We start from the raw sequence: 25,721 nt of genomic DNA, 5'->3' as shown, positions 1-25,721 counted from the left end.
GGCTAGACCGCCTCGATGCGCAAGGCCTGGCCCGTGCCCCACGGCACGAGGCGTCCGCGGGCACGCGGCACGTCTGGGCGGGTGGCATCGATGAGCTGGCATTGAATCGGCGCCGCAGGCGGCGGCCCGTTCCAGCCCATCACGACCTCCAGCGGCAGTGGCTGTTCCCAGCGCGCCACCAGCTGCCACGGCGCTTCACCCGTGGGCTCAGCCCGTGCGCGCAGCTGGCGAGAGGCCGGCGCTTCCAGCAACAGCAGTCCGCCCGGCTCCAGCGCGGCCAGTTCCTCGTCGCCCAGCCGCCACTGCGCCAGCACGCATTCGGCCGCGGTTGCGTGCCATTGCAGGCCGGGCACTTCGGGTGCTTCACCCAGCGCGCGCAACGTCGTCCAGGGCAGCGACAGCTGCGCCTGCACCTCGGCGCCCCGCCAACTGGCCTGGGCGCCGCTCACGCTGATGGCGCCCGACTGCGCCACCCATTGCCAATCCGCGGCAGACACGAGGCCCGCGGCCGCCAGGGCGTCCAGCAGTTCGCCCGCCAGGTCCAACACGACGGCGGCCTCTGCGGCGCAGGACACCAGATCGCCTGTCTCGAAATCATCGGCACTGATGCACAGCCGCGCCTGGCCGCACAGGTAGTGCCAGCTCGACGCCTGCGTCAGTGCCTGGGGAATGAAGCTCATATCAGTTTCCCATCTCGCATTTGGGCCGAGCGCCGGGCCGCCCCAAGCCGGCCCGTCTGGCGATGTGCAAGCGGCTCGATGCCGCTTGCATCGCCGTCCCCCCGGGGGACCGACTGGGCTGGCCCGCGTTCAGCGGCACAAGACCGGGCGAGGGGTGCACGTTCTTCATGCCCGGCGACTCACCATGATGCGGGTCAGCTCGGTGACCGAACGCGCCTTCATCTTGCGCATGCCGCGCGAGCGGTACAGCTCCACGCTCTTCAGCGACAGCTTGATCTCGTCGGCGATGTTCTTGTTCATCAGGCCCTTGACGACGAGGGACAGCACCTGGCGCTCGCGCGGCGACAGCGTCTGAGAGCGGCGCTCGAACTCCTCGCGTGAGCCTTCCACTTCGGTGTCGATGCCGCTGTCCACATCCGTCGGCGCAAAGGCGCGGTCCAGGGCCGCACTCAGCGCCACGTCGTCCAGCGGCTTCTCCAGCAGCGAGACGGCACCGCGCTTTTGCATCGCGGCCACGGCCAGCGGCACGTCGGCATGGCCGCTCATGTAGATGACGGGCAGGTGGATGCCGCGCTCGCGCAGTGCGTCGTGCAGGTCCAGCCCCGACAGCTCGGGCATGCGCACGTCCAGCATCAGGCAGGTGGACTCGGGCCAGGTCGTGCCCACGGCCACGCGGGCCAGGGACTGCAGCGCATCGCGCGGGTCGCCCCAGTCGCGCACCTGGCAGCCGAAGCCTTCGAGCCAGAAACGCAGCGAGTCACGGAACTCGTGGTTGTCATCCACCACGTAGATTTGCCGAGGGGTCATGTCGTCCTCTCCAGAGTGGGTGGGGTCGCCGCCGCCGTCACCGGCAGAGCGAAGTGAAAGCAGCAGCCGCCGGCGTCGCGGCGCGTGAACCAGAGCCGGCCCTGGTGCATCTCGATCAGCGAGCGGCAGATGGACAGCCCCAGGCCCATGCCGTTGGGCTTGGTGGAGCTGAAGGGCACGAACAGCCGGGCTTCAGTCTGCGGCGTGATGCCGGGGCCGTTGTCGGCCACGCGCAGCTCGGCGCGGGCACCGTCGACGACCAGCTCGATGTCGATCAGCGGCTCGGCTGGCCGGTCCAGGCGCAGCGCGTCCAGCGCATTGCGCAGCAGGTTGATCAGCACCTGCTGCAACATGACGGCGTCGCCTTGCACCGGCACGGGCTGCATCGGCAGACGCAGCACCAGGCGCACGGCCTCGCGCTGCAGGTCCCAGTCGAGCAGGCCCAGGCTTTGGTGCACGAGCTCGACGAGGTCCAGCCTCTCGGTCTTGGGTTGGCGTGACTGCGTGTACTCGCGCACCCGGCCGATGATCTGGCTGGCATACGTGACCTGCTGCACCGCCTTGTCCAGCGCGGCCAGCTCGTCAGTGTCATCCGGATGGCGGCGGGCCAGGCGCAGCTTCAGGCCGCGCAACAGGTTGGCGGTGGCGCCGATGGGCTGGTTCAGCTCATGCGCCAGCACGCTGCCCATCTCGCTGACCGTCAGCGAGCGCGATGTGAACAGCAGGCCCTCGCGGTCGTCGAGCTGGCGCTGCAGGTGATGCAGGCGTTCGCGCTCGTCGTCCAGGCGCAGCAGCACATGGCGGGCATCCAGGGCCACGCGCTGGGCCACGTACTCGCCGCTGACGCCGCAGCGCGTGCGCACGCCCAGCGGCGCCACCAGCGCGCTGGCCAAGCCGTGCAGGGGCTGCGCCCAGTCCTCGGCCAGGCCGCCGACTTCGCCGGGCAGCAGGGCCTGCATGGGCGCGTTGAGCGCGACGAGGAAGTCGCCATCGAGGACGGCCAGGGCCTCGCCCAGCTCGCCCAGGGCGTGCAGCAGATCGGCGTCGACGCGGCGCACTGAGGCACCCTTCGCGCTGCGCGCGGTCCCGCCAAGCGGGAGTTGCGCGCCTTCGGACGGCCGGGCGGCGCTCATGGCGTTTCCCTGGGCCACAGGGCCTGGTTGCACAACAGCCAGGGGATCGAAGGCCGCGCGGCAAGCAGCGCTCGCAGGCTGGCGCTGGCGGGGGCCTGCACCAGCACCTCGGTCCATTGGGCGATGCCTGGCGCGACGTCGTCCAGGCGCAGCTCGCAGCTGACCTGGCCGGGCGCGGGCACCGCACCTCCGGCCAGGTCGCGCAGCGTGCGCGGGCGGCCCTGGGGGCCCAGCGCCAGGCGCACCGTCCACCAGCGCTCGATCGTGGCCGGACGGGCCGTGCGCCAACGCGCCGGCCAGCGCCGCCATTGCCAGGTGGTGGCATCGCGACTGGCTTGCAGGCTGGCCAGGCCGGCTGGGCTGGCCAGCAGCACCGGCAGGCCCAGACGCCAGGCCTGCAGGGCCGGGCGCAAAGCCGCCGCGGCGGCGGGCGCGAGGGTCGCCTCGCGCAGCCGGGCCAACAGCAGCAGCGCCCACGGCGGCATGGCCTCGAGCTCGATGGCTTCAGGCGTCGGCAGCACCGGCGGCTCCTGTTCGTCCGGCGCATCGCGACCTGCGTCCTCGAACAGCTGCCGCCAGCTGGCGGCATCCTGCGCGCGCCAGCGCAGCTCGGGGCCGTTCTGCAGTGTCAGCGGCGCCATCAGCACCGGCGCCATCGGCAGCACGGTCGCCCCCGCATCGGCAAGCCGCGTGGCGGCCATCGGTGTATCGCCGAGCAACCCGGCCGATGGTGAATGCACCGGTGATGGTGTGGCCGGCTTGTCCTGCGATGCCTGCGTTGCGGGCATCGCAGCCACCGTCGGTACGTCGGGAGCGGCCAGCGGCTGCGGCACCGCGGCCGTTGCGGGTTGGGGTTCATGGGCGTGTTGGACCTGATGCGCGTGATGCGCATGAGGGGTCTGTAGCAACGGGCTGGCCTCGCTCGACAGGTTCAGCGCGCTCAGCGGCTGGGCCGCCTCCGTCGGCTGCGGCTGCAGATGGGGCTGGCCGGCTTCCACGCTGCCCGCGCCTTCGGCCTCACCCAGGGAGGCCTGCATCAAGGCCTGCCACGCCTCCCAGGTCTCGGCCGGCGACAGGGCCTGGATGGCGGTGATACCGCTCATGGTTCCACCTCGTCGGCAGGCCGGCGCCGCTTGTCCGTTCGTGCGCCGTCGCGCAGGCGCGACCTCAGCACATCATGCCCGGCATCGCGCAGTCGCTTGTCCAGGTCGCTCAATTGCTGCCGGGCCTGGGCCTGGGCGACTTGCGGCACGCGCAGCTCCAGGTTCAATGGCGCCAGCGGCTGGGCTTGCTCGACGCGCAGCTGCCAGGCCGGGCCGGCCACCGCGGGCAACTCGACTTGCCAGGCACGCGCCTGCGGATTCGCCGACGGGCCGGCTTCGCCGAGTTGCCGCATCGCTTCGAGGCGTTCCGTGGTGGGCGTGGCCGACACGCTGCGGATCTCCGTCATCTCGGGTGCCTGATCGCGTGGGGTTCGCGCCATCGCCGGCGCGATGGGCAGCACGGGCTCGGGCTCGGACGGGTCCTGCTCACGCAGGCGCAGGTAGGCGTTGCGCCAGTCGGGCTCATCGCCGGCGTCGCGGTGGGAGTCCTGAGGTGGCAGGGCCTCCGGCGTCGCCATGGCGGATCGCGCGCGCAGCGGCATCGCGACCAGGGGCAGCAGGATGGGCAGCAGCTTCATGTCAATGCAGCGTCCGGCAGGCGTCTTCGGTTTCCAGCTCGGCCTGCTGCTCGCGGGCTTGGCTGGCCTGGCGGCGCTGGTCCTTCAGCGTCGCGTCTACGGCGTCTTCGCGGGCCTGGGCACGGGCGAGATCGGCACGGCGTCGTTGCACTTCCGCCTGGGCTTGTCCCAGCGTCTCGCGCTCGTCGAGCAAGGCGTATTCATCGCGCTCCAGCCGCTCGGCCAACGCCTCGCCGTGGGCCTGCACCTGGTGTACCCAGCGCGGCATGTCGGCACTGCCGGCGCCGCCCCAGTGAAACGCCAGCTCGACGATCAGCCTGCGGCCCTGCTCGATGCGGGCCTCGCGGTCCTCGACCGCGGCGACGGCCTGGCGCTCTTCGGCCTGTGCCTGCGCCAGCGCCAGGCGTGCCCGCTGCACGCGCAGCTGGCGCAGGCGCAGCCATTGGCGTGCCTCGATGTCGGAAAGCTGGTTCACGACACGATCTCCCGCAGATGCTGCAGGCAGCCGTCCCAGTCGCTGGGTTCGTGCGTGGCCTGCTGCAGCAGGGCCTTGATCTGCGGCATGCGCTCGATGGCTTGGTCGGCCAGCGGGTCGCTGCCGGCCTGGTATTCGCCCACCCGCAGCAGGAACTCGACCTCCTTGTGCCGCGCCATCAGCGCACGCAGATGGGCGGCGTCGCGCTGCTGCTCGGGCTGGGTCACGCGGGTGAAGACGCGGCTGGCGCTGGCCAGCACGTCGATGGCCGGGTAATGCTGAGCCTGGGCCAGCGCACGCGACAGCACCAGATGGCCGTCGAGGATGGAGCGCACCTCTTCAGCGACCGGGTCGTTGCCGTCCTCGTCTTCGGCCAGCACCGTGTAGAACGCGGTGATGGTGCCGTGGGCGTCGTTGCCGGCGCGCTCGAACAGCCGCGGCAGCTCGGCGAACACCGAGGGTGGATAGCCGCGCCGCACGGCCGGCTCGTTGGCAGCCAGGCCGATCTCGCGCAGGCCGCGCGCGAAGCGGGTCACCGAGTCCATCATCAGCACGACGCGTGAGCCCTGGGCGCGAAAGCCTTCGGCAATCGCCGTGGCCGCGTAGGCGGCGCGCACCCGCTCCAGTGCCGGCCGGTCCGACGTGGAGACGACGACGACCGAGCGGGCCAGGCCCTCGGGGCCGAGGCTGTCCTCCAGGAACTCGCGCACCTCGCGGCCGCGTTCGCCGATCATGCCGATGACGTTGACCTCGGCCCGTGTGCTGCGCGCCAGCATGCCCAGCAGCGTCGATTTGCCGCCGCCGGCCATCGCGAAGATGCCCACGCGCTGGCCTTCGCCAACCGTCAGCAGCGCATCGATGGCGCGCACGCCGCACACCAGCGGCTCATGCACCGGGCGGCGCTGCAGCGGCGAGGGCGCGTCGCGATACAGCGGCACGCGTGGCAGCAGGTCGAGCGGGGGCCCGCCGTCCAGCGGCTGGCCAAAGGCGTCGATGACACGGCCCAGCAGCCCCGGGCCGCTGGGCAGCTGCGCGGCTTCGTGCAGCACCTCCACGGCGGCGCCGACCGGCAGGCCCTGCAACGAGCCCAGTGGCGCGAGCATGGCCTCGTGGCCCTGGAAGCCGATGACCTCGGCCAGCAGGCCCTCGTCCTGCGGGCGCGAGGGATCGAAGACGCGGCAGCTCTGGCCGACGCGCGCCTGCACGCCGGTGGCGCGCATCAGCGTGCCGCCCGCCTGCACGACACGGCCCAGCGTGGCGACGGTGCGGGTGCGCTGCAGGCTGCGGCGCAGCGTGTCGGTGCCGACCTCGACGTCCAGGCTCAGCGTCATGGCTTGAGCCCCCAGGCGCGGGCCAGGCGCTCGACCTGCGTGGCGAGGCCGGCGTCGGCCGTGCCGAACTCCGTGATCAGGCGGCAGTCGGCTTCGGCCAGGTCTGCATCGGCCACGATCTCGGCCTGTGCCAGGCCGGCCTTGTTCTCAGGGTCGGCAGCCTGCAGCGCGTCGTGCAAGTTGGGCAGCTGGCTGGGGTGCACCTGCAGCCGCCAGGTGCGCGCCGGCAGCAGCTCGCGCGCGGCCTGCGCGGCCAGGCGGGCGAGGCGCTCTTCGGCGGGCACCTGGCCGAGCAGCTTCTGGAAGATGTCCAGCGCCAGGCCGGCCACTTCGCGCTGCAGTCGCAGGCGTTCGTCCTCGTGAGCGCAGGTGAGTCGAGCCAGCGTGTCGGCTCGGTGCGCGCGCGACTCGGCCTCGGCCTGGGCCAGGCCTTGCTTCAATCCCTCGGCGTGCGCGCACTCGCGGGCGGCGTCGATGCGCGACTGCTCCTGCTCCAGCAGGCCGCGCAAGGCATCGAGCAGCTGCTGCGCATCCTGCAAGGCCGGCACCTCGGCGGCACGCAGCACGCGCCGATCCGAGGCGATGCCCAACCTGGCCTGGGGGTCGCGATGCCAGAGCATGAAGTTGTTCATTGAATGACCCTTGCTTGCAAGGCCAGCGTTTCACGCAACACCGCCAGGGCCGTGGCCTGCGGCATCACCCAGGCCGCGACCGGTCCGAGCCGGCGGCTGGCGGCGTGGCGCAGCGAGCCATGCGGCAGGCCGGCCAGCAGCACCGCGGCGCCGGCCTCGGTGAAGCGCTGGCTCAAGGCCTCCGGCGTCGTGACGTCGGGCCAGTCGCTGAGGCTGGCCGGCAGGCCCGCGGGCAGGGCCGGCCAGTCCTGCGCACTGCGCAGGGCTCGCCACCAGGGCGCGCCCAGGGCGGTGCGCGCCAGCTCCCGCAGCGGCCCGGCGATCCACAGCCGCAGCGCGGGCGCGGCGAGCACGGAGCCGCAGCGCCGGGCCAGCGCCAGCAGCTCATCGCGCTCCAGCGCCAGCCAGGCGGGCGCTGCGTCGAGCTGCGCCCAGCTCAGCGTGCGGGCCTCCACCGGCGCGTCTTCGAGCAGGCGGCGTGCGACGTGCGCGCGCAGCTGGCGTTCAGTCATGGCCGCCTCCTTCCAGCGCGAGCTGGTTCTGAGCCCGACGGCGGCGCCAACCCAGCCAGCCCGCCGCACCCAGGCTGGCCGAGCCCAGCGTGACGGCCAGCACCAAGGGCACCGTCGCCTGGGTCTCGGGTACCGGCGGGGCGACGGGCGTGGGCTCGGCCGCGAAGGCGACGACCGAGACGCTTTCATACGGCAGGCCTTCGACGCTGTTGACCACCAGGGCGCGCACCTTGGGCAGCAGCGCCTCGACATTGAAACCGGGGCGGTGCTTGATCATCACCGAGGCCGACGAGGGCTGGACCTTGTCGGACAGCGGGTGGCGCTCGGGCACCACCAGCGTCACACGGGCCTGCAGCACGCCGTCGATGCTGGTCAGCGTGTGCGACAGCTCCTGCGACAGTGCGTGCATCAGCCGAGCGCGCTCCTCGACCGGCGTCGACACGAAGCCCTCGCGCTTGAAGACCTTGCCCAGGCTGTCGTAGTCCTCGCGGGGCAGGCCTTGGGCCTTGAGGATCTGCACAGCGCGGGCGAAGTCGGCCTCGCCGGTGAGCACCTCGAAGCCGTCTTCACGCGCATGCTTTTGCGCCGGCACGCCGGCCAGGCGCAGCGCCGAGACCATGTCGTTGGCCTGGCGCTCGTCGAGCTTGGCGTAGAGGGCCTGCTCGCCGCAGGCGGCGAGCAGGGCAGTCAGCGCAAGTGCGCAAAGGCTTCGAAGTGGTTTCATCACGACTGTTGCCTAAAGAGCTGTTGCAAGCCTTCGGACGTGCGATTGGCAATGTTCGAGGTCAGCTGGCAATGGAACATGAACTCCTGGCAGCGCACCGTCAGGTTGACGAGTTCGCCCGGCGTCAGTTCCTGGCCCGAAGCCGCCGCCAGGCGGGCGTCGCGCCCCAGCGACGACGCTTCGGCGTTGATGTGGTCCAGCGGCTGGACGAGACGCTGCATGGCCTGGGCGGGCGACTCGGCCGGGCTCAGGCGCTGCACCGCGCTCGCCATGGCGCGCTCGAAGCCCGCCACGTCGGCCGTTGGCGCGACCTGGCCGAGGCTGGACAGCGAAGCCCCTGGGCCGAGCTGGACGTCGGCCACCGGGGGGGCGATGGCGAGGCCGGGTGTCACTGCTTGCGCGCCATGGTTTCGAGGGCGGAACCGACCGTCGAGACGGCGGTGTGCGAGCTGCTGGCCAGGAAGCTCATCTTCAGCGACATGGCGGTCAGCTCGGTCACGGCGGAGGGCGTGTCGCCGCCGTTGTTCATCGCGTTGGAGGCCGTCTCGATGTCGCCGGCCTGCTTGTCCAGGGCCTTGCCCCAGGCATCGGCCATGGCTTCGAACCAGGAGCCGCCGCCGTTGGTCTTGCCACCCGTGGAACCGTTTACGGGGGCGGCGGCGAGGGTGTTGAGAAGTGCGTTGGACATGGGAGTCTCCTTGTGGGAGGGTTGGGGAAAGTGGGCGAAACAGGGGTCAGAGGGTCAGCCGCGTTTGCTGGCCATCGCGCTCGACGATGACGGCGCGCTCGGCGATCTGCACGACGCGGTGCCCGCTGGGCAGCAGGGCGCCGCTGAAGTAGCGGCTGCCGTCGGCGGTGATGAAGTAGGGGCTGTCGGCGTTGTCAACGACGGCCACGAGGCGCTTGGCCGGATCGTCGGGCGCCGGAGCGGGCGCAGCGGCCGCGGCCACCGGCGGCCGGTTGTCGATACGCAGCGCCGGCAGGTGGGCGATGTCGCGCTTGGCCGCGGCGGCGGCGGCCTGCACCCGGGTGGCGTCGCGCTCCTGCGTGCGCAGCACCAGCTCGCCTTCGGGCGACCAGGCCGCCTGCGCGGCGATGCCGTACAGGCGGAAGACCTCGACCGCACTGGCCAGCAGGTCGGGCGCAGTTGCAGCGGTGGCCGCCTGGGCAGGCGGTACGACCTTGGCCACGACCTGGCCGGCTTCGCGCAGCGTGCCGCCACGCCAGGCCAACGACGCGCCACCGATGACCATGACCAGGCCCAGCGCCGTCAGCACACCTTCGAGCACGGGGCGGGCGCGCGGCGCGGCAGTGGGTGCGCGCATGCCTTGAGCGCGCTCGCTGGCGGGCAGCTCGGGGCCGTCATGCAGCACCGGCTCGGGCCAGTAGTCCTGGTCGGCCGGGCCGTAGGCCACGATTGCATCACCCAGCTGCAGCGGCTGGCCCGGCGCCCAGGCGTGGATGGCGGTTCCCGGCATCAGGGCCCTCTCGGCCAGCACGGCATGCCCGGAGACGAGCTGCAGGCTGACGCGGCCGGCACCGGACGGGATCACGCGCAGCTGGAAGTCGATCTCGCTGGCGAGCAGGATGTCGGCGAACTGGGTGTCGGCCTGGTTGGCCGAGTTCAGGCCGCAGACGAGCAGGTCGTGCTGCGCGTCCAGCCGGGCACGCGCGCCGAGCTGGCGGCCGGCCAGCACGCGCAGTTCGAGCATCGAGGCGGGGAGATGGGACTTCATGGCATCACTCCTGCTGCGCAGCACCTTCGCTGCCGGTCGGCCCGGTGGGCGCGGCCGAGCTGGCCGGGCTGGCCGGATTGGCGAGCGGTTGGCGGGCTCTTTCCATCACGTCGGCCGCGGCCTTGCTGCTGGCCAGGCGTGGCGTGATGAGGAACATGCGCTCGATGCGTTGGCCGCCCTTGCGCTGGGTCTTGAAGAGGTTGCCCAGCAGCGGGATGTCGCCCAGCACCGGCACCTTGTCGACGCCGGCCGTCGAGCTGTCGCGCACCATGCCGCCGATCAGCAGGCTCTCGCCTTCGGAGATCAGGGCCTGGGTGTTGATGCCCGAGCGCTCGACGATGGGCAGGTTGTCCACGCTCTGGCCGGTCAGGCCGCCATCCTCGATCTGCACCAGCAGCTTGATGCGGGCCGGCTCGTCGCCTTCCTTGAACACATGGGGCGTGACGCGCAGCCGCGTGCCGGCGGTGACGTTGAAGAGGTCGACGTCCTCGCGGCCGGCGACGCGCACGTAATAGGTCGAGCTGTTGTCGAACACCGCCTCGACGTTGGACAGCGTGACGACCTGCGGGCTGCTGACGACCTTGGCCGCACCGTCGCTCTGCAGGGCCGTGATGCGGGCCACGAAGGGGAAGCGGTCGCCGATGACGGCGGAGATGACGCCGCCCTTGTTGGTGGGCGTCGGATCGACCTGGCCGTTGAGGCGGTTGTCGCTGGCCGTGCCGTTGCCGAACATCAGGCTGGACAGGCCGTGGTTGTAGCGCCAGTTGATGCCGAGCTCGCGCATGCGGTCGGTGTTGATGTCGATGATGGTGGCCTCGATCTCCAGCGACTGGGGCTCGACGTCCAGCGACTTGATGAGGGCGGCATAACGCTCCAGCCGCTCGGGCAGGTCGCGCACGATGACGGCGTTCAGGCGCGGGTCGGCCTCGATGCGCGGCGCGAAGTCGGGCGGCGCCGCCGGCTCGGCGGTGTCCTGACCGGGCTGGCCGTAGCCGACCTGGGTGAGGGCGGCGACGAGGGTGTCGGTGCCGCGCATGCCGGGCGCGGCGTCGTCGACGAGGCCGAGCGTCGTGGTGTTGCCCGCACCGCGCATCGCGCCGCCCCGCGCGCGCTGGCTGCCCTGGGCGCGGGTGGGGTCGGCGGCCGGGATGACGCGGGCCTTGCTGGGCTGGCCGACCAGCGAGCGCAGGATGCTGGCCACGCCGGGCAAGGTGGTCTGCTGGCCGCCGAAGCTCATCGGCACGTCCTGGGCCCAGGCATAGCGCAGGTAGAAGATGCGGTAGTCGGGCAGCGGTTGCTGTTGCTGCGGCGCCCAGGACTTCATGGCCACCGCCGTCGTGCCGGGGCGCACCTGGCGCACCAGCTCGTCGACCTGCTGCACAAAGCGCTTGGCGCCCACGGCGAGCAGGGCGCCGTCGTCGCTGAACTTCAGCGTGTTGCGCGTATCGGGCAGCTGCAGGGCCTGTGCGGCGCGCTGCACCTGCGAGGCGGCAGCGGGCGTGAGCAGGTAGCTGCGCGTCTGGGTGTCGCTGGCCGGTGCGATGTAGAGCACGCCGCCGTCGTAATAGCTCAGCAGGTTGTAGGCGCGGCTCAGGTCGCGCAGCAGCTTGGCCGGCGTGCCCTCGAAGCGGCCATTGACCTGGCCCTGCACACCGCTGGCGACGACGGGGATGTCGCTGCCCGAGAACAGGCCCTGCAGGAACTGCTCGATGGGTTGGTCGCGCGCCTCGAGCTTGACGGCGCGCAGCCCTTCGGGCAGCGGCGCCGCTGATAGCGGCAGGGCTTGGGCCAGCAGCAGCGTGGTGGCTGCGGCGATCTTGAGGTTTGAGGTCATGCGGCGAGCAGTGCTGCCTGTGGGGAAGGCGCCTGAATTGAAGCGTTGGGACTGGACCCCGGCGGGGGCAGGTGGTGCAGCGGCGTGAGCCGCAGCGTCGGCAGCAGTTCGTGGAAGGACAGCACGGGGGTGTCGAAGCACTCGGTCTCGATGAGCTTGCGCAGGTGCCAGCGCAGGTCGACGGCGCAGACCAGGGCCTGCGGTCGCAGCGCCTCGACCTGGGCCTGCACATCGGCGGCGAGCTGGCGCGCCACGTCGGGTGAGATGGCGAGCTGGGTAGCGCCGCCGCTGACATGCAGGTTCTGGCGCAGCAGCGCCTCCAGCTCGGGCGACAGCATCAGCGCCTGCAGCTCGCCGCTGGGGCAGATGCGGTGGTGGGTCTGGCGACGCAGCGCGATGCGCGTCATCTCCGTCAGGGCCTGCACGTCCTTCTCGCGCTGGCTGGCATCGGCCAGCGCTTCCAGGATGTCGCGCAGGTTGCGGATCGAGACTTCCTCTGACACGAGGCGGCGCAGCACCTCGGTGACCTTCTGCACCGGCAGCGCGCGCAGCACTTCCTTGACCACATCGGCGAGTTCGGCCTGGGCGCGGGTCAGCAGCTCGCTGGTTTCCTGGATGCCGATGAACAGCGAGGCGTTGCGGCGCAGGGCCTGGCGCACCTGCTCGGCCAGGGCCGCGGCGTCACCGGCCTGGCCGCCTTCGGACAGTGGCACCTCATGCGCGAGCAGGCGCCAGCCCTCGCGGCCGAGGCGGCCGTGCAGGGCCACGCGCGGCAGCGGCAGGCCCTGGTCGAGCTGCAGCTCGTCCAGCATCGCCTCGATGGCCCGCGTCACCGCCAGGCCACCGTCACCGAGCATGGATTGCGGCAGTTCCAGCAGCAGCGGCACGGAGGGTCGCACGCGAAGCTGCGCCGTCTTGAAAGCGCCGGCCTCGGGCTTGCCGCGCCGCGGGCTGAGCTGGGGCATGCGCCGGGTCAGCCAGTCGCGGCCCTTGGGCATCAGCAGCATGCCAGCCGCGCCGAACACGACGGCCAGCAGGCCGAAGACCAGCGGCGGAAAGCCCGGCACCGTGGCCAGCAGCAGGCAGATGCCGGCGGCCATCAGGTGCACGCGGGGCTTGGCGCCGAGCTGCTTGCGGATGGCGTCGCCGAGGTGGCGGTCGTTCTCATCGTCGTTGGTGCGCGTCACCAAGAGGCCCGCGGCCATGGCGCCGAGCAGGGCCGGGATTTGCGCCACCATGCCCTCGCCGATGGACAGGATGGAGTAGCGGTGCACGGCGTCGGCCATGCTCAGGTCCTGCTGCAGCACGCCGATGGCCAGGCCGCCGAGCAGGTTGATGAGGATGATGATGATGCCGGCGATGGCGTCGCCCTTGACGAACTTCATCGCGCCGTCAAGGCTGCCGTGCAGCTTGCTTTCCAGCTCCAGCGTGCGGCGGCGGCGCTTGGCTTCGTCCTTGTCGATGAGGCCGGAGCGCAGATCGGAATCGATGGACAGCTGCTTGCCCGGCATGGCATCCAGCGAGAAGCGCGCCGCCACTTCGGCCACGCGCTCGGCGCCCTTGGCGATGACGATGAACTGCACCACCGTGATGATGAGGAAGACCACCAGGCCCACCACCAGGTTGCCGCCCGCCACCAGCTTGCCGAAGGTGGCGATGATGTGGCCGCCGTCGGCATGCAGCAGGATCAGCCGCGTGGTGGCGATGGACAGGGCCAGCCGGAACAGCGTCGTCATCAACAGCACGCTGGGGAAGACCGAGAACTCCAGTGGACCGGCCACGTAGACGGCGATCAGGATCAGCACCAGCCCCGAGGCTATGTTGACGGCCACCAGCAGGTCGATCAGCCACAGTGGCAGTGGCAGCACCATCAGGGCAACGATGGCGACGATGCCGGCAACCAGGAAGAGGTCGCTGAAGCGGGCGATCAGCCCTTCGCGCGGCTGGTCGGCCGCGGCGAAGTAGCCGGACAGGCCGTCGGGCCGCTTCACGGCACTCATGCCTGAACTCCGAAGCGACGGCGCAACTCGGTGTAGACGGCCATCACATTGCGCACATAGGCCTGGGTCTCGGCAAAGGGCGGCACGCGCCGGCCGTGGCGCTCGACGGCACCCTCGCCGGCGTTGTAGGCGGCCAGCACCAGGCGCAGGTCGTTGCCGAAGCGGGCCTGGAGCTGCTTCAGGTACCTGGCCGAGGCTTCGAGGTTGGTCTCGGGGCTCAGCAGCGCGCGCTCCGCCTCGGCCACACCCAGGCCACGGCCGGTGGCGGGCATGACCTGCATCAACCCACGCGCACCGGCCGCCGAGATGGCCTGGCTCTGGTGGCGCGACTCGATGTGGGCCAGGGCATGCAGCAGCAGGGGGTCGATGTCATGGCGCTGGGCCACTTCGGCCATCAGCGGCGCCAGGGCGCGGATGCGGGCCTGCGCGGCGGCGTCACGGACCGGTGCGGGGCGGATCACGGCCGGGGCCGGCGGCAGCGCCACGGGAGCAAGGAGCGGCACCTCGGCAGCCGGCACCTCGGGCTCGGGCACTTCGACCGGCGCCGAGCGGCTCCTGACGAGGGTGGCCAGGCACAGCTTTTCGGTCAGCGCGAAGCCGCTGGCGCCTGCGGCCGGTGCGGCATCCAGCAACGCCTCGGCGGAAGGGGAGGGGCAGTTCGGCGCGGCGGCGAATGCCCCCATCAGCGGGGCCGCACCTAACGCACCGGTCGCCATGACCTGGCAGATCCGTTGGAGTCCGAACACTTGTCTTCCCTGCTTTTTGGACCGGGCGGACTATGGGGGCAAGCCTTGCCGGCTTGTTGACCATTGCAAGCAGAAGTAACTGACTGACCCGTAGACATTGCTCCTTTGTATGCAAGAGGCTGCCCCCCACGTTTACGCGTGGAAACAACTGCTGCACCGTCGCAATCTGAGACCGGGCATCGTTCGGTCGCGCCGTGCCAACCACCCTGTGCGCAGCGGGGTGAAAGGCCCCCTAGAAGTAGGTCTGGTCACGGTGCTGAAAACAAGTTTTCACAAACCCTGTTTGCACCCCCTAGAAATAGGTGTTAGGGACTCATGGCCGACGACAGCGGCGACAAGACTGAACAGCCCACAGCGAAGCGCCTGCTGGACGCCCGCAAGAAGGGCGATATCGCCAAGGGCAAGGAGCTGACGAGCACGGCGACGCTGCTCGTCTGGCTGGTGATGGGCGCGTTATGCATGCGCATGGCCTGCGAGCGGATTGCAGCCCTGTGCGAGGCCTTGTTCGCGCGCGTGTCGGCCGGCTGGCGCGAGGAAGGCTTCGGCCATGTCGCCGCCCTGCTGGGCTGGCAGAGCGTCGAACTGTCGCTGTTGCTGGTGGCCCTGCTCGTCATCCCCGTGGCGGTCCTGGGCACGCTGATCGAGTTCCTGCAGGCCGGGCCGGTGCTGGCCTTCGAGAAGGTGGCGCCCAAGCTCGAACACCTGAACCCGGCCGAAGGGTTGAAGCGCATGTTCTCGATGGACAACCTGGTCGAGCTGATCAAGGGCATCCTGAAGACGGCGCTGCTGCTGGGTATCGGCTGGGCGGTGGCGCGGCTGCTGCTGCCCGACGCGATGCGGCTGGCCTCGGGCACCGACAGGCCACCCCAGCATCTCGGCGGCCTGGTCTGGGAGGGCACGGTCAAGACCCTGGCCTGGACGGTGGGCGTGTTTGCCGGCGTGGCCTTCCTCGACACGATGTGGACCCGGCATCGCTTCACCAAGAAGCTGCGCATGAGCATGCGCGACATCAAGCAGGAGATGAAGGAGAGCGAAGGCGACCCGCATCTCAAGCAGCAGCGCAAGCAGGCCCATGCCGAGTGGAGCCAGCGCAACCAGCAGGCGGCGGCGCGCGGCGCCAACGCCCTGGTCGTCAACCCGACGCATGTGGCCATCGCCATCGACTTCGAGCCCGGCCGCTGCCCCGTGCCCACCGTCAGCGCCAAGGGCGAGGACCACGTCGCCCGCGCCATGCGCGAGGCTGCCGAGGACGCCGGTGTGCCCATCGTGCGCAATGTGCCGCTGGCGCGCGAGCTGCTGGCGCGCTGCGAGGAGGGCGAAGTCATCCCGCCCGACCTGTTCGACGTGCTGGCCGAGGTCATCGTCTGGGCCGAGGGCGTGCGCGAGCAGCTCAAGTGGGAGGCCGCCCGCGCCGACCCGCATCGGCGCGACGAGGTGCCCGCCGAGCCGCCGCGCGCGCGACCCGCGCCCGGCGAAGACCTGACGCGCCACCCCGACGTGGACTCGCGCGTCGTTTCCGCCCAAGACGATTGATGCCATGCAGAACCTGATGCTCAACCTCGCCAGCACCGTGGCCGCCCTGGCCTTCGTGCTGCTGCTGGCCTGGTTGCTGATCCGCGGCTGGCGGCGCCTGCAGGGCTTCAGTGGCCGCAGCCCGGCGGATGACGGTGAGGCCCTGCGCTTCGTGCGCGCCCTGCCCGTTGGTGCGCGTGAGCGTGTGGTGCTGCTCGACCATGCCGGCGAGCGCTGGATGCTGGGCGTCACGGCGGGCGGCATCAATCTGCTGGCGCGCTGGCCGCAAGCCGACGCCAAGCTGGATCGCGAAGCATGACGGCCTTCTCCCATCGCTGCGACAAGCTGTTGCTGCGCGAATTCGTCGCGAGCGATGCGGCCGACATCCAGGGCCTGCATGCCGACCCGCGGGTGCGCGAGCTGCTGCCCGATGAACAGCCCCTGCACGAGGCACGTTGGGCCGCGGAATTCGCGGCCTGCCTGGCAGGCTTCTATCGCCGCCATCCTGGCCTGGGCATCTGGCGTTGCGCCGTGCCGCTGAGCGCTGCCGAGGAACAGTTCGCCGGCTGGTTCAGCCTCATGCCCCTGCAGGCAAGCCCTGACACCGTGCAGCTGGGTATCCGGCCTGGCGACGCTGAACTCGGCAGCCGCCTCAGGCCCGAACACTGGGGCAGCGGCCTGAGCCTCAGCGGCGGCGAGGTGCTGCTGCGCCATGCCTTCGAGACGCTGGCACTGCACACGGTCTGGGGCATCTGCCACCCTGAAAACCGCGGTGCCCGCGTCTGCCTGGAGGCATTGGGCTTCACGCCTCGCAGCCGCGCGCTCTACGAAGGCCAGCCTTCCGATTACCACGCCCTGGACGCAACGACCTGGTCGGCCGTCCAGACCCTCAGCCGCCGCGAACGCCTGCGCCAGACCCGGCGCGCCCTTGCGCGTTCCCACCGGCCTACTGCCCTCGCACTGCCATGACCACTTCCGCTTCACCCAACCCCTGGCAATCCGCCCTCGGCCATCGTCTGGCCCAGGCCCTGGAGCAGTCCCGGTTTGCGCACGCGCCGCAGGCCGATGCGGCTTCCGAGCTCGGCGCCACGCGCTGGCGCCTGCCCTCGCGCGTCGCCGAGCCCACGGGCGCAGCTGCGGCGCTCAGCGAAATGCTCGGCACCGGTGCCCAGGCCGGCCTGGTGACGCACTGCCTGCAGCACTACCGCAACCAGCTGGCACCGGGCCGCGCCGAGGACGACCTGGGCGTGGCCCTGGCCGCCTATCTGGGCGCATGCCGACAGGCCTTCGATCACGAGGCACTGAGCCCGCAGCGCTGGCAAGCCATCACCCAATGGGTCAAGGCCTGGGTCATCGATGAATTGCCGTGGGACGACGCACCGCTGCTGCAGCGGCAGGACGCCTTCGAGCGTCTGGCCGTGCTGACCGTGGCGTTAGGCGAATGGACGGTGCAGGCCAGCCGCCAGGGCAGCGCGCATCAGGCGTCGGCCACCTGGATGGCCCGCAACAGCTTGGCGCGACAGCTCGGCCTGGACCTGCCCGCGCTGTGCGCCGTGCTGCGCAACCTGGACGGTGGGCCTGCCAACACGGCGGCAGTGGGACCCGCTGCCGCCGTGTTGGCAGGCCCGGACTGCGGCCAACCCTAGCGCGGTTGGCGCAGAAATAGGAGCAGCCGCATATAGGCAGCAGGGGCCCGACCCCGTTTAATGAAACCCGTCAACGCCGCAGAGTTTGATCAGAAAACCTTGCCGACAAGACACGCAGCGAGTCCGGTGTTTTCTCAGTCGCCACCGAATTCAGATGCCTCGAATGTCAATCAATCACTGCGGCAGCTTCTGCCGCGAAACCTAATCTTTTTTTGGAGATCAACATGGGATCAGCAGTTAGCAGCATCTTCGGCGGCGGTGGCTCGGGTGGCATCCTGGGCGCCGTGGGCGGCATCGTCGGCGGCATCTTCGGCGGCCCCATCGGCGCCATGATCGGCCAGGCCATCGGCGGCATGCTGCAGCAAGCCATCGGCAGCGGCGCCAACAGTGCCGTCGACACCCTGGTCAAGGAACACGGCATGCCCAAGTTCCTGGGCGAAGAAGTCAAGTCGACCATCGGCCAGGTCATCAACCAACTGACCTCGCAAAGCCAGCAAGGCGTTTCGCACGAAGCGCAAGGTGCGGCCCAGCAAAACTTCGGCGGCGCCGTCAAGCAGTGGGAGTCCGACTTCTCCAACCAGATCGTGCAAGGCGTGCTCGACCAGCTGCGCTCGCAAGGCACCGGCAGCTCCAAGGGCAGCAAGCCCAGCGGTGGCGGCTGGCTGCAGGCCATCGCCTCCGTGATGGGCTCGGCTCTGGGCGCCAAGGCCAAGGAGATGGTCAATCTGTCGCAACAGATCAACGACGCCTCTGCCGCTAAGTCCGCCGCCAAGTCCGGCTCCGAAGAGCAGAGCAAGCAGGCTGACGAGTTCAACAAGCTGATGACCCAGTTCCAGGCCACCAGCCAGGAATACAACTACCTGAACAGCGTCTTCACGACGGCGCTGAAGGGTCTGGGCGAAGCGCTGGGCACGATGGCTCGCAAGCAATAAGCCGCAACCTGAGAAAACAAGAGGAGGGGCATCGCCCCTCCCTTTTGCATTTCAACTTTCAGTTCCTGCCCAAGATGAAAAACTTCAGTCGCCTTGCTTTGACGGTTCTGGCGTGCCTCGGTGCGCTCAGTGGATGTGGCGGCGGCGGCGGTGGCGGGGACGAAGCCACGCCGACGACCCCGCCCGTCGTTCCCACGCCCGATCCACCGACCACGCTGACGGGCAATATCTGGCATTCCTTCAGCGACCTCGGCAATCCGGCGGGAACTTTCGTCATGAATCCCAACACGGGGGTCTCGACGGCCGTCCAATCCGAGAAGTGGGGCGTGCCTTCGCCCGATGGCAGTCGCTTCATCAGCAACGACTACACCTCACAGGGCTCCAGCGGCGAGACCCGCCTCACGGTGCGCAAGACCGACGACAAGAGCCTGGTCGTGGACCAGGTCGTTGACGGCTACATCGCCCGCCTTGCGCCGTCGCCGCTGGCCACCAACCAGGTCCTGGCCTACTGGGGCGAGACAACCGCCGCGCCCAGGGCCGCCGTGGTCTGGGACTTCAGCGCGCAGAAGGTGCTTTTCGCCACGCCGCTGAGCAAGACGCCGGACGCCGTCGCCTGGATGCCTGACGGCACCCTGCTGCGCGTGCAGCCCTCGGGCAGCGTCAGCAAGGTCACGCCGGGTGGCAGCGAGCAGCAGGTCGCCACCGTCAGCTGGCCAGAATCGCGGCTGCCGCAGGCGGTCTATGTCAGCCCCGACGGCAGCAAGGCCCTGGTGCAGCTCGCGGCGCTGCGCAGCACCGGCACGGTCAGTGGCGTGGACCTGTGGATGATGGATGCCAACGGCGCCAACCTGAAGCGCTTCACGAACAACGGCTTGATCGCCGAGGCCTACTGGTCGCCCGACAGCAAGTTCGTGGCCTTCACCAAGGACACCGGCGTGACCTGCACCGACGCCACCTGCCAGGGCAGCTGCACGGTCTGGTATGCCCCCGCCTCGGCGACGGACGTGGTGGCCGTGGATGCATCCGGCGATGCCAAGAAATTCCCGGCGAAGCGGCCCGACGGGTCGATGACCGATCTGCGCTGCCCGGTCATGGCCTGGACGCGTTAGGGATTTGTGGCTGGTGCGCGGCGAGCTCCAATGCCATTGCACCCGTAACGACAGGCGATTCTTGGAGTCGCCTGTTCCATTTGGAGCCCTCGCCCCCGATGCCTGAGAACCGTCGTCGTTTCGCCGCCGCGCTGGCCTGCCTGGGCGCCGTCATGGCCGCGCAGGCTGCCGCTGCACTGCCAGGCACGGTCTGGCATTCATTCAGCGACCTCAGCAACCCGCAGGGCACGTTCGCGCTGAATCCCAACTCCGGTGCTGCCACCATGGTGGACAACGCGAAGTGGCGCTCGCCCTGGCCTGACGGCAGCCGCTTCATCCAGCGGGACCACAGCTCGCAGGGCGCCGGCGGCGACGAAACCCACCTGACGGTGCGCAGGACCAGCGACCGCAGTGTGCTGATGGACCAGGTCGTCGACGGCTATGTAGCGGACGGCGTTCGCCCCTCGCCGCTGGGCAGCAACCAGATCCTGGCGTCGTGGGGCAAGACGGTCTTTGCACCGCGTGCTGCCATCGTCTACGACCTCGACTCGCGCCGGCTGCTGTACGCCACGCAACCGAGCAAGACACCCGACGCGCTGTCGTGGATGCCCGATGGCTCGCTGCTGCGCGTGCAGCCCTCGGGCGACATCAGCCGGGTCTTGCCGGGCCGCGGCGAGCAACGCGTCGCCACCGTGCGCTGGCCCGAGGCGCGCGTGCCCGAGGCGGTGTATGTCAGCCCCGATGGCAGCAAGGCTCTGGTGCAGCTCGCAGCCATGCGCGACACGGGTTCGATCGCCGGCGTCGATCTGTGGATGATGAACGTCGACGGCTCCAACCTGCGCCGATTCACCAGGAACGACCTGATCGCCGGCGCGGTCTGGTCGCCGGACAGCCGCTATGTGGCGTTTGCCAAGGACACCGGCGTGTCCTGCACCGCCGCCACCTGCCGCGGCAGCTGCACGGTCTGGTACGCCGAGGCTACTGCGTCCAACGTGGTGGCCGTGCCGCCCTCGGGCGACGCCCGGCAGTTCCCGTTGAAACGGCCCGATGGCTCGACAACGACCGTCGGCTGCCCGCTCGCGGCCTGGACGCGCTGAAGGCATGCCCTTGATCGCTGCTCGGCCGGCGCTGGCCGCCGCCGCCGTGTTGCTGATGGCCGGCACCGCGCAGTCGGCGCCCGACGAACGCTCGCTGGCCAGCGATCCCGCGGCGGTGCAGCAACTCGTCGAAGCCGTCAGCCTGGACGTGATGTCCGAAGCCACGCTGGGCGCCTGTGAGGACATGGGCGTGGCGTCGGCTGCGCCGATGCGCGACGCCTGGGTGGCCTGGCGCGAGCGGCACCAGCTGGCCCCGCTGCGCATGGTCGTGGCCCGCATGCAGCAGCGCAGCAGCAGCATCCCGTCGTTCACGCGCCTGACCGAGCCCATGCGCGAGCGGGTGCTGAACGACCCCTCTCCCGAGCAGGCCTGCGCGGCGTTGGCGCGCGACTGGCAATCGCCGGCCATGGATGTGGGCACGCTGTATCCGCAGGCCCGTGCCGTGGCACTGGCGCTGGTGAAAGCCAACCTGGTGGCTCCCCCCGGCCCGCTGGCGATCGCGCCCGAGGCGGCCCGGGGCCAGTTCCTGCTGCCCAGCCAGATCCCCGCGCTCACGGTGCAGCGAGGCCACTGGCTGGTGATCTCCGAGGAGGAGGCGCAACGCAAGCTCGGCGTTGTCTATGTCAAGGGCCGCGTGGCGCGCGAGATCGACCGCCCGACGCATTTCTTCCTGGTGCAGCAGCAGGGCGACCGGCATGTGGAGCAGCGCATCCACCTGAAGTTCGACGCCGAGCCCTGGGTGGGCCGCGAGGTGGTGCTGCGCGGTGTCGTCACGTCGCTGAACGACAACTCCCTGGACCTGGCCGACGCGGCCCTGGTCGCCAACCCGGCGGGGCTGACGCCGTCGCCGCTGCCGCAGGCGCCGATGCTGCGCAGACGGGCGGTGCTGCAGCGCGTGACGACGCTGCCGGGCCGCGGCCTGGCGGAGAAGGACCTGGCGGCCGTGGTCATCCACGGCGAGAGCAACTTCAATGGCGGCACGCGCTGGGAAGAGGATGTGCGCTTCCTGCTGCGTGACGGCACGGTCTACCACCGCACCGAGATGCCGCCCGACCAGCTCAACGTTGTCGCGTCGCGCCAGCTGGAGCCGCAGCGCTGGGGCCGCTGGCGCGCCAGCGGCAAGGTTGATGTCAGCCCCCAGGGCCGAGCCGTGCCCGGCCCTACGTGCCCTTGCGAAATGCAGCCGCAGGACGATGACGGCCGCCCCGCGGGCGCCTGGCAGGCCGAGAAGCATCACGCCGTGCGGCCCTGGCCCAAGGACACGCGGCTGGAGGGGACTTTCAGCCGCGGCACGTTCACCGGCAGCCTGGTCCTTGGCGGCAGGTCGTCCAGCACCACGTTGCGCTTCATGCGCGACGGCCGCTTCGAGCGCAGCTACAGCGCGCTGTCCAGCACCGGCACGCTGGCCGCGACGCTCAACAACACGGTCATTGCCGGCTCGGCCCATGGCGATGGCAAGGGCAGCAGCAGCACCGGCGGCGGCACGGTGGGCACGCCCTTTGGCACGGCGGGCGCGGTGAGCTCGCGCAAGCAGGACGACGGCGCCGGCCGCCGCGGCCGCTACCAGCTCAGCGGCTTCGTCCTCACCCTCGACTACGACGACGGCCACCAGCAGCGCCTGCTCAGCTTTCCCGTGCACGACGACAACAAGACCGTCTACGTGGGCAGCGGCAGCCTCGTCCTCGACAAATGACCCCGACCTTTCCACTGGAGTTTCAAATGCCCCGACTGCGATCCCTTGTTCTTCGTCTGGCCCTGGCGGCCCTGGTCGGCGCTGCCGGCGCGGCCACGGCTCAGGTCGCCCCCTCGATCAGCCTGGCCGAGCAGATGCGCACCATGCTTGCCAAGCCCGGTGCGGGTGGCGGCGCGGCACCCGCTGCTCCGGTGTTCAGCGCGGCGCCCGCAGTCACCTCGGCCAGTGCGCTGGCCGCCCTCAACGCGCCCCTCGTCACCAACGGGCCGGCGCAGGTGCGCCAGTCGGCCACCGAGCTGGCGCAGCGCTTCCCCGCGGCGCATCGCGGCGCCATGACCAAGGCGTATGAGGAGTCCTTCGTCTTCTGGCAGAAGCTCGAGACCCAGCTCGGTCTGACGCCCAATGACGCCGCGGCCGGCGTGGCGGCCTTCATCGCCGGCAACTACACCGCCTTCATGCAGCAGCCCGTGCCCGACGAGCACTTCAAGTCCCTGGTGCTGCAGATGCAACGCATGCTGGGCCAGAACGCCGCCTTCACCCAAAGCAGCCCGGCCGCCAAGCGCGCGATGTTCGAGCAGCTGGCCATGGTGGGCACCTTCATGGTGGTCTACCGCGAGCACCTCAACAGCAAGCCCAACCCCAACGAGGAGGTCAATTTCCGCAATGCTGCAAAGGCCAACCTCGAGGCGGCGTTGGGGCTCGGGGTGGAGCGCATCCAGATCGGGCCGCAAGGGCTGGTGGCGCGCTGAGGAAGGGCGGCTCAGCAGGCATGCCGCCACGGCGGCCGGCCTCAGGTGTCGTGATAGCCGCCGGCGATCGCGTCGGCCACGGTCCGGGTCCAGGAGTCCAGGTAGACGAAATCCGGCGAGTCGGGGAAACGGTGGGCCGCGAAGAGCAGGGCCTCCAGGTCCAGCACGGCCTCACGGGCCTGCGGTGTCGGGTGCTTCAGATCGGCCAGCAGCACGATGCGGCGCGCCGTGGCCATGTTGTCGGCCAGGTCGATGGCGTCCAGGTTCAGGCCCCAGTGCCAGTCGCCGTTGGCGTGGCGGATCGCCTCGCCCAGGCTCACGCCCAGGTCGCCCAGCAGGCTGTTGACGATGAAGGGGCCGCCGCGCGTGCAGTCCGGCCAGGGCGAGTGCTTGGGCAGGCGGCCGAAGGCCGGCAGCTGCGGCCAGTGCGCCTTGGCCCAGGTGTTCAGGGCCTTGGCATAGACCACGCCTTGCAGTGCCTGCGGATCGGGCCCTTCATGCGCCAGCAGCCAGTCGCGCAGCAGGCGTTGGCGCTCGTTCAGCGTGGCCTGGAAGTAGGCCCAGTTGGCCTGGGCCTGGCTCTCGCTCAGCGCACGGCCGGAGCCGGGGTGAGGCAGCTCATAGGCGGGGTAGTCGCTCAGGTCCCAATTGGACGCTCGGGTGCCGGCAAGCCAGCGCTGGATCAGGTTCGGCATGTTGAGCAAGCGCGAAAGAAAAATGGACGGCCTCGAGAGGCCGTCCATTCGGAACAAGCCCGGTTCAGAACCAGCCTTTTACCGTATCGAAGATGCCACGGCCGCCAGCATCGCCAGCGATGGCGCCGCCAATGCCGCCGATGATGCCGCCCACCACCGTGCCCACGCCGGGGAAGATGGCCGTGCCGATGGTCGCGCCCAGGGCCGCGCCACCCCAGCCACCCAGGGCGCCGCCGGCCACGCCGGAGGCGGTGCGCCCGGTGTTCTCGCCGATGCGGTTGCCGTCGGCCTGGTAGGCCTGGCCGAGCGAAATGGCATCCAGCACGACGCCGACGGGCCGGGCGACCTTGCCCACGCCTTCCAGCAGCTGACCGGCGCCGCGCAGGCCACGGTTGACCTTCAGGGCCTCGACATCGCGCGCCACCTGGCCACGGATGTCGCTGTCCAGCGCCGTGCGGCCCACCTTGGACTCGACGTCGATGCGCTGGCGCATGCGCGGGTCCGTCGCCGGGGGCTCGGCCACCACGTCCACCACGCGCGCGCCGTTCTGCACCGGCACCTCGGTGCGCACCTGGGCGCCCGCGGCGCGCCAGCGGTCGGCAATCGCGTCGCGAGCCAGCGCGCCGTTGGTGTTGTTGGCCACCGGCGAAGCGATGCCCGAGGTGCGGCCCAGCGAACCGGGCGGCGGTGCATGCACGGTCTGGCCGACCTGGATGCCGTTGCTGGTCAGCAGCTCGGTCAGGCCGCGCGTGAAACCGCCCTTGCCCGTCCAGGCGCTGGTCGTCGCTTCCCATCGCTTGATCAGGATGGGGTTGTCGATCAGCAGCTTGCTGCCCTGCTGCAGCATGCCCTGGCCGGCCGCCCAGAGGCCGCCGGGTGCATGGTCGGGCAGCAGGCTCTGGCGCGCGGCCTGCAACACATCCTGGTTGTAGTGAGCCACGTCACCGGGGTGCCCCGAGGCCAGCAGGTGCTGCTCGATGGCGGCATGCGCCGACTCGGCGGCCTGCGGGTCGCTCTTGCGCGCGTCGACCACCCAGGTCGCCAGGCGCTGGGTGTCGACGACGCCGGTACGTGGGTCGGTCGCCCGGCTGACGACCTCCGCTGCGGGATCGCGGGCGACCGGCGTCTGCCGGCCGCTCGAAACTGCATCAACTGCAAGCATGGCGGCCTCCGCTCAGAAGTCCAGGCGCATCACGGTCAGCGAGAACCGGTGGGCGTCACGCGTCGAGTGCGAACGGCTTTCGCCGGCATCCGACAGCGAGCCCAGGAAGGCGCCACTCAGCGAGGCCGACAGCAGGCCACTGAACAGGTTGAGGGCATTGCGCAGGAAGTCGCTGCCGCGCTGCTGGGTGGTCGGGTCCAGGCCGGGGTTCAGCTGCAGATCGGTCTTGTTCATGTAGGCCTGGTCGACCTTGTGGATGTCACCGTTGGCGTCCACGCCCAGGAAGCCGGCGCCGGCCGGGTTTTCCTGAAGCACATTGCCGTCCTTGTGCGTCCAGTCCAGCACCTGGCCCCAGCCGGCGGCCTCGTCGATCTTGAGGTCGCCGACCTTGTTGGTGTCCACGCCGCTGATCTCGACGCCGTAGTCGCCGTTCGTGATGGCGACCTTGCTCGCGAGGGTCATGCCATTGCCGGCATTCCAGGGCGTGGTCTCGATGGTGACCTTGGTGCCGTCCTCGAGCTTGAAGGTCGTGGTGCCGTAGAAGTCGAAGGCATGCTTGCCGTCGATGTTGACGTGCGGGTCGCCCCAGATGTTGTAGGTCTCGCCGGTCTTCTTGTTGAAGATGTTGACGGTGTTGTTGTCACCGGCGGTGATGCGGTAGTTGTCGTTCTCGAACACGGCCTGGCCACCCTTCATCTGGGTGCTGGCGTGGGTCGGGTTGGTGTTCGGGACGGAGGATGTGGCGGTCAGCGAGGTGCTGCTGGCCGTCTGGATGGTGGTCATGGCGCGTTCTCCTCAGGGGTGTGTCTCAGTCGCGTTGCCATTGCATTCGGACTCGGCCGGGCCCGCTAGCTGC

At 70.2% G+C, this 25,721-nt stretch carries 28 protein-coding genes; 9 read left to right on the top strand and 19 right to left on the bottom strand.

Going from position 1 to position 25,721, the window contains the following annotated elements:
• Positions 1–2: 2 nt before the first annotated feature.
• The 16 genes from ACXJLH_RS12795 to ACXJLH_RS12720 all read right to left on the bottom strand — a co-directional run bounded on the left by ACXJLH_RS12795 (position 3) and on the right by ACXJLH_RS12720 (position 14,291).
• The gene (locus ACXJLH_RS12795; protein ID WP_457351992.1) at positions 3–680 is read right to left on the bottom strand and encodes a hypothetical protein; all 678 of its coding nucleotides are present in this window, start codon (positions 678–680) and stop codon (positions 3–5) included.
• Between the two features lie 165 nt (positions 681–845).
• Positions 846–1,487 carry a response regulator transcription factor gene (locus ACXJLH_RS12790; protein ID WP_457351993.1) on the bottom strand — a complete coding sequence of 214 codons (642 nt, stop codon included), beginning with the start codon at positions 1,485–1,487 and terminating at the stop codon, positions 846–848.
• A complete protein-coding gene (locus ACXJLH_RS12785; RefSeq protein ID WP_457444458.1) occupies positions 1,484–2,545 on the bottom strand; it encodes a sensor histidine kinase in 1,062 nt (353 codons plus the stop codon). Before ACXJLH_RS12785 ends, ACXJLH_RS12790 begins: the two co-directional genes overlap by 4 nt.
• 71 nt (positions 2,546–2,616) lie before the next feature.
• A complete protein-coding gene (locus ACXJLH_RS12780; RefSeq protein ID WP_457444456.1) occupies positions 2,617–3,723 on the bottom strand; it encodes a hypothetical protein in 1,107 nt (368 codons plus the stop codon).
• On the bottom strand, positions 3,720–4,301 hold the full coding sequence (locus ACXJLH_RS12775) for a hypothetical protein (RefSeq protein ID WP_457444454.1): 582 nt from the start codon (positions 4,299–4,301) through the stop codon (positions 3,720–3,722). The genes ACXJLH_RS12780 and ACXJLH_RS12775 overlap by 4 nt, the downstream gene beginning before the upstream one ends.
• A gap of 1 nt (position 4,302) precedes the next feature.
• A complete protein-coding gene (locus tag ACXJLH_RS12770) occupies positions 4,303–4,776 on the bottom strand; it encodes a hypothetical protein (RefSeq protein ID WP_457444452.1) in 474 nt (157 codons plus the stop codon).
• Positions 4,773–6,107 carry a FliI/YscN family ATPase gene (locus tag ACXJLH_RS12765; protein ID WP_457320406.1) on the bottom strand — a complete coding sequence of 445 codons (1,335 nt, stop codon included), beginning with the start codon at positions 6,105–6,107 and terminating at the stop codon, positions 4,773–4,775. Before ACXJLH_RS12765 ends, ACXJLH_RS12770 begins: the two co-directional genes overlap by 4 nt.
• Positions 6,104–6,739, bottom strand: a complete 636-nt coding sequence (locus tag ACXJLH_RS12760; protein ID WP_457444450.1) for a FliH/SctL family protein — start codon at positions 6,737–6,739, stop codon at positions 6,104–6,106. The genes ACXJLH_RS12765 and ACXJLH_RS12760 overlap by 4 nt, the downstream gene beginning before the upstream one ends.
• Complete coding sequence (locus ACXJLH_RS12755) at positions 6,736–7,251, bottom strand: hypothetical protein (RefSeq protein ID WP_056201161.1); 516 nt, start codon at positions 7,249–7,251, stop codon at positions 6,736–6,738. The genes ACXJLH_RS12760 and ACXJLH_RS12755 overlap by 4 nt, the downstream gene beginning before the upstream one ends.
• Positions 7,244–7,975 (bottom strand): type III secretion system inner membrane ring lipoprotein SctJ, encoded by a 732-nt coding sequence (gene sctJ, locus ACXJLH_RS12750; RefSeq protein ID WP_457444448.1) that lies wholly within the window; start codon positions 7,973–7,975, stop codon positions 7,244–7,246. Before sctJ ends, ACXJLH_RS12755 begins: the two co-directional genes overlap by 8 nt.
• The gene (locus ACXJLH_RS12745) at positions 7,975–8,367 is read right to left on the bottom strand and encodes a hypothetical protein (RefSeq protein ID WP_457444447.1); all 393 of its coding nucleotides are present in this window, start codon (positions 8,365–8,367) and stop codon (positions 7,975–7,977) included. Before ACXJLH_RS12745 ends, sctJ begins: the two co-directional genes overlap by 1 nt.
• On the bottom strand, positions 8,364–8,663 hold the full coding sequence (locus ACXJLH_RS12740) for a hypothetical protein (protein ID WP_056201148.1): 300 nt from the start codon (positions 8,661–8,663) through the stop codon (positions 8,364–8,366). The genes ACXJLH_RS12745 and ACXJLH_RS12740 overlap by 4 nt, the downstream gene beginning before the upstream one ends.
• Before the next feature lie 46 nt (positions 8,664–8,709).
• Positions 8,710–9,711, bottom strand: a complete 1,002-nt coding sequence (locus ACXJLH_RS12735) for a SctD/MshK family protein (RefSeq protein ID WP_157281892.1) — start codon at positions 9,709–9,711, stop codon at positions 8,710–8,712.
• A 4-nt stretch (positions 9,712–9,715) separates the two neighbouring features.
• A complete protein-coding gene (gene sctC / locus ACXJLH_RS12730) occupies positions 9,716–11,545 on the bottom strand; it encodes a type III secretion system outer membrane ring subunit SctC (protein WP_457444445.1) in 1,830 nt (609 codons plus the stop codon).
• Positions 11,542–13,545, bottom strand: coding sequence for an FHIPEP family type III secretion protein (locus ACXJLH_RS12725; protein ID WP_457444443.1), 2,004 nt, complete (start codon positions 13,543–13,545; stop codon positions 11,542–11,544). Before ACXJLH_RS12725 ends, sctC begins: the two co-directional genes overlap by 4 nt.
• On the bottom strand, positions 13,542–14,291 hold the full coding sequence (locus tag ACXJLH_RS12720) for a lytic transglycosylase domain-containing protein (RefSeq protein WP_457444441.1): 750 nt from the start codon (positions 14,289–14,291) through the stop codon (positions 13,542–13,544). Before ACXJLH_RS12720 ends, ACXJLH_RS12725 begins: the two co-directional genes overlap by 4 nt.
• 315 nt (positions 14,292–14,606) lie before the next feature.
• Between ACXJLH_RS12720 and ACXJLH_RS12715 the strand changes: the two genes are divergently transcribed.
• The 9 genes from ACXJLH_RS12715 to ACXJLH_RS12675 all read left to right on the top strand — a co-directional run bounded on the left by ACXJLH_RS12715 (position 14,607) and on the right by ACXJLH_RS12675 (position 23,008).
• Positions 14,607–15,824, top strand: a complete 1,218-nt coding sequence (locus ACXJLH_RS12715; protein WP_457320392.1) for an EscU/YscU/HrcU family type III secretion system export apparatus switch protein — start codon at positions 14,607–14,609, stop codon at positions 15,822–15,824.
• Between the two features lie 4 nt (positions 15,825–15,828).
• Positions 15,829–16,122, top strand: a complete 294-nt coding sequence (locus tag ACXJLH_RS12710) for a flagellar biosynthetic protein FliO (RefSeq protein ID WP_457444439.1) — start codon at positions 15,829–15,831, stop codon at positions 16,120–16,122.
• Positions 16,119–16,772, top strand: coding sequence for a GNAT family N-acetyltransferase (locus ACXJLH_RS12705; protein WP_457444437.1), 654 nt, complete (start codon positions 16,119–16,121; stop codon positions 16,770–16,772). Before ACXJLH_RS12710 ends, ACXJLH_RS12705 begins: the two co-directional genes overlap by 4 nt.
• On the top strand, positions 16,769–17,449 hold the full coding sequence (locus tag ACXJLH_RS12700) for a DUF6683 family protein (RefSeq protein WP_457444435.1): 681 nt from the start codon (positions 16,769–16,771) through the stop codon (positions 17,447–17,449). Before ACXJLH_RS12705 ends, ACXJLH_RS12700 begins: the two co-directional genes overlap by 4 nt.
• 224 nt (positions 17,450–17,673) lie before the next feature.
• Positions 17,674–18,381 carry a hypothetical protein gene (locus ACXJLH_RS12695; protein ID WP_157281888.1) on the top strand — a complete coding sequence of 236 codons (708 nt, stop codon included), beginning with the start codon at positions 17,674–17,676 and terminating at the stop codon, positions 18,379–18,381.
• A 74-nt stretch (positions 18,382–18,455) separates the two neighbouring features.
• Complete coding sequence (locus ACXJLH_RS12690) at positions 18,456–19,490, top strand: TolB family protein (protein ID WP_457444433.1); 1,035 nt, start codon at positions 18,456–18,458, stop codon at positions 19,488–19,490.
• 98 nt (positions 19,491–19,588) lie between these two features.
• A complete protein-coding gene (locus ACXJLH_RS12685) occupies positions 19,589–20,566 on the top strand; it encodes a TolB family protein (protein WP_457388436.1) in 978 nt (325 codons plus the stop codon).
• A 4-nt stretch (positions 20,567–20,570) separates the two neighbouring features.
• Positions 20,571–22,259: a hypothetical protein gene (locus ACXJLH_RS12680; protein ID WP_457444431.1), complete on the top strand. Its 1,689-nt coding sequence runs from the start codon at positions 20,571–20,573 to the stop codon at positions 22,257–22,259.
• Between the two features lie 26 nt (positions 22,260–22,285).
• Positions 22,286–23,008, top strand: coding sequence for a DUF6683 family protein (locus ACXJLH_RS12675; RefSeq protein ID WP_457388432.1), 723 nt, complete (start codon positions 22,286–22,288; stop codon positions 23,006–23,008).
• A gap of 41 nt (positions 23,009–23,049) precedes the next feature.
• Here ACXJLH_RS12675 and ACXJLH_RS12670 read toward each other — a convergent pair whose 3' ends face one another.
• The 3 genes from ACXJLH_RS12670 to ACXJLH_RS12660 form a co-directional block, all read right to left on the bottom strand.
• On the bottom strand, positions 23,050–23,703 hold the full coding sequence (locus ACXJLH_RS12670; RefSeq protein WP_457444430.1) for a hypothetical protein: 654 nt from the start codon (positions 23,701–23,703) through the stop codon (positions 23,050–23,052).
• 64 nt (positions 23,704–23,767) lie between these two features.
• Positions 23,768–24,865, bottom strand: a complete 1,098-nt coding sequence (locus ACXJLH_RS12665) for a hypothetical protein (RefSeq protein ID WP_056201100.1) — start codon at positions 24,863–24,865, stop codon at positions 23,768–23,770.
• A gap of 12 nt (positions 24,866–24,877) precedes the next feature.
• On the bottom strand, positions 24,878–25,648 hold the full coding sequence (locus ACXJLH_RS12660) for a DUF1521 domain-containing protein (RefSeq protein WP_457444428.1): 771 nt from the start codon (positions 25,646–25,648) through the stop codon (positions 24,878–24,880).
• Positions 25,649–25,721 lie beyond the last annotated feature (73 nt).

The organism is Roseateles sp. P5_E4 (assembly GCF_054049255.1).
This window is presented reverse-complemented; position numbering and strand designations above follow the sequence as displayed.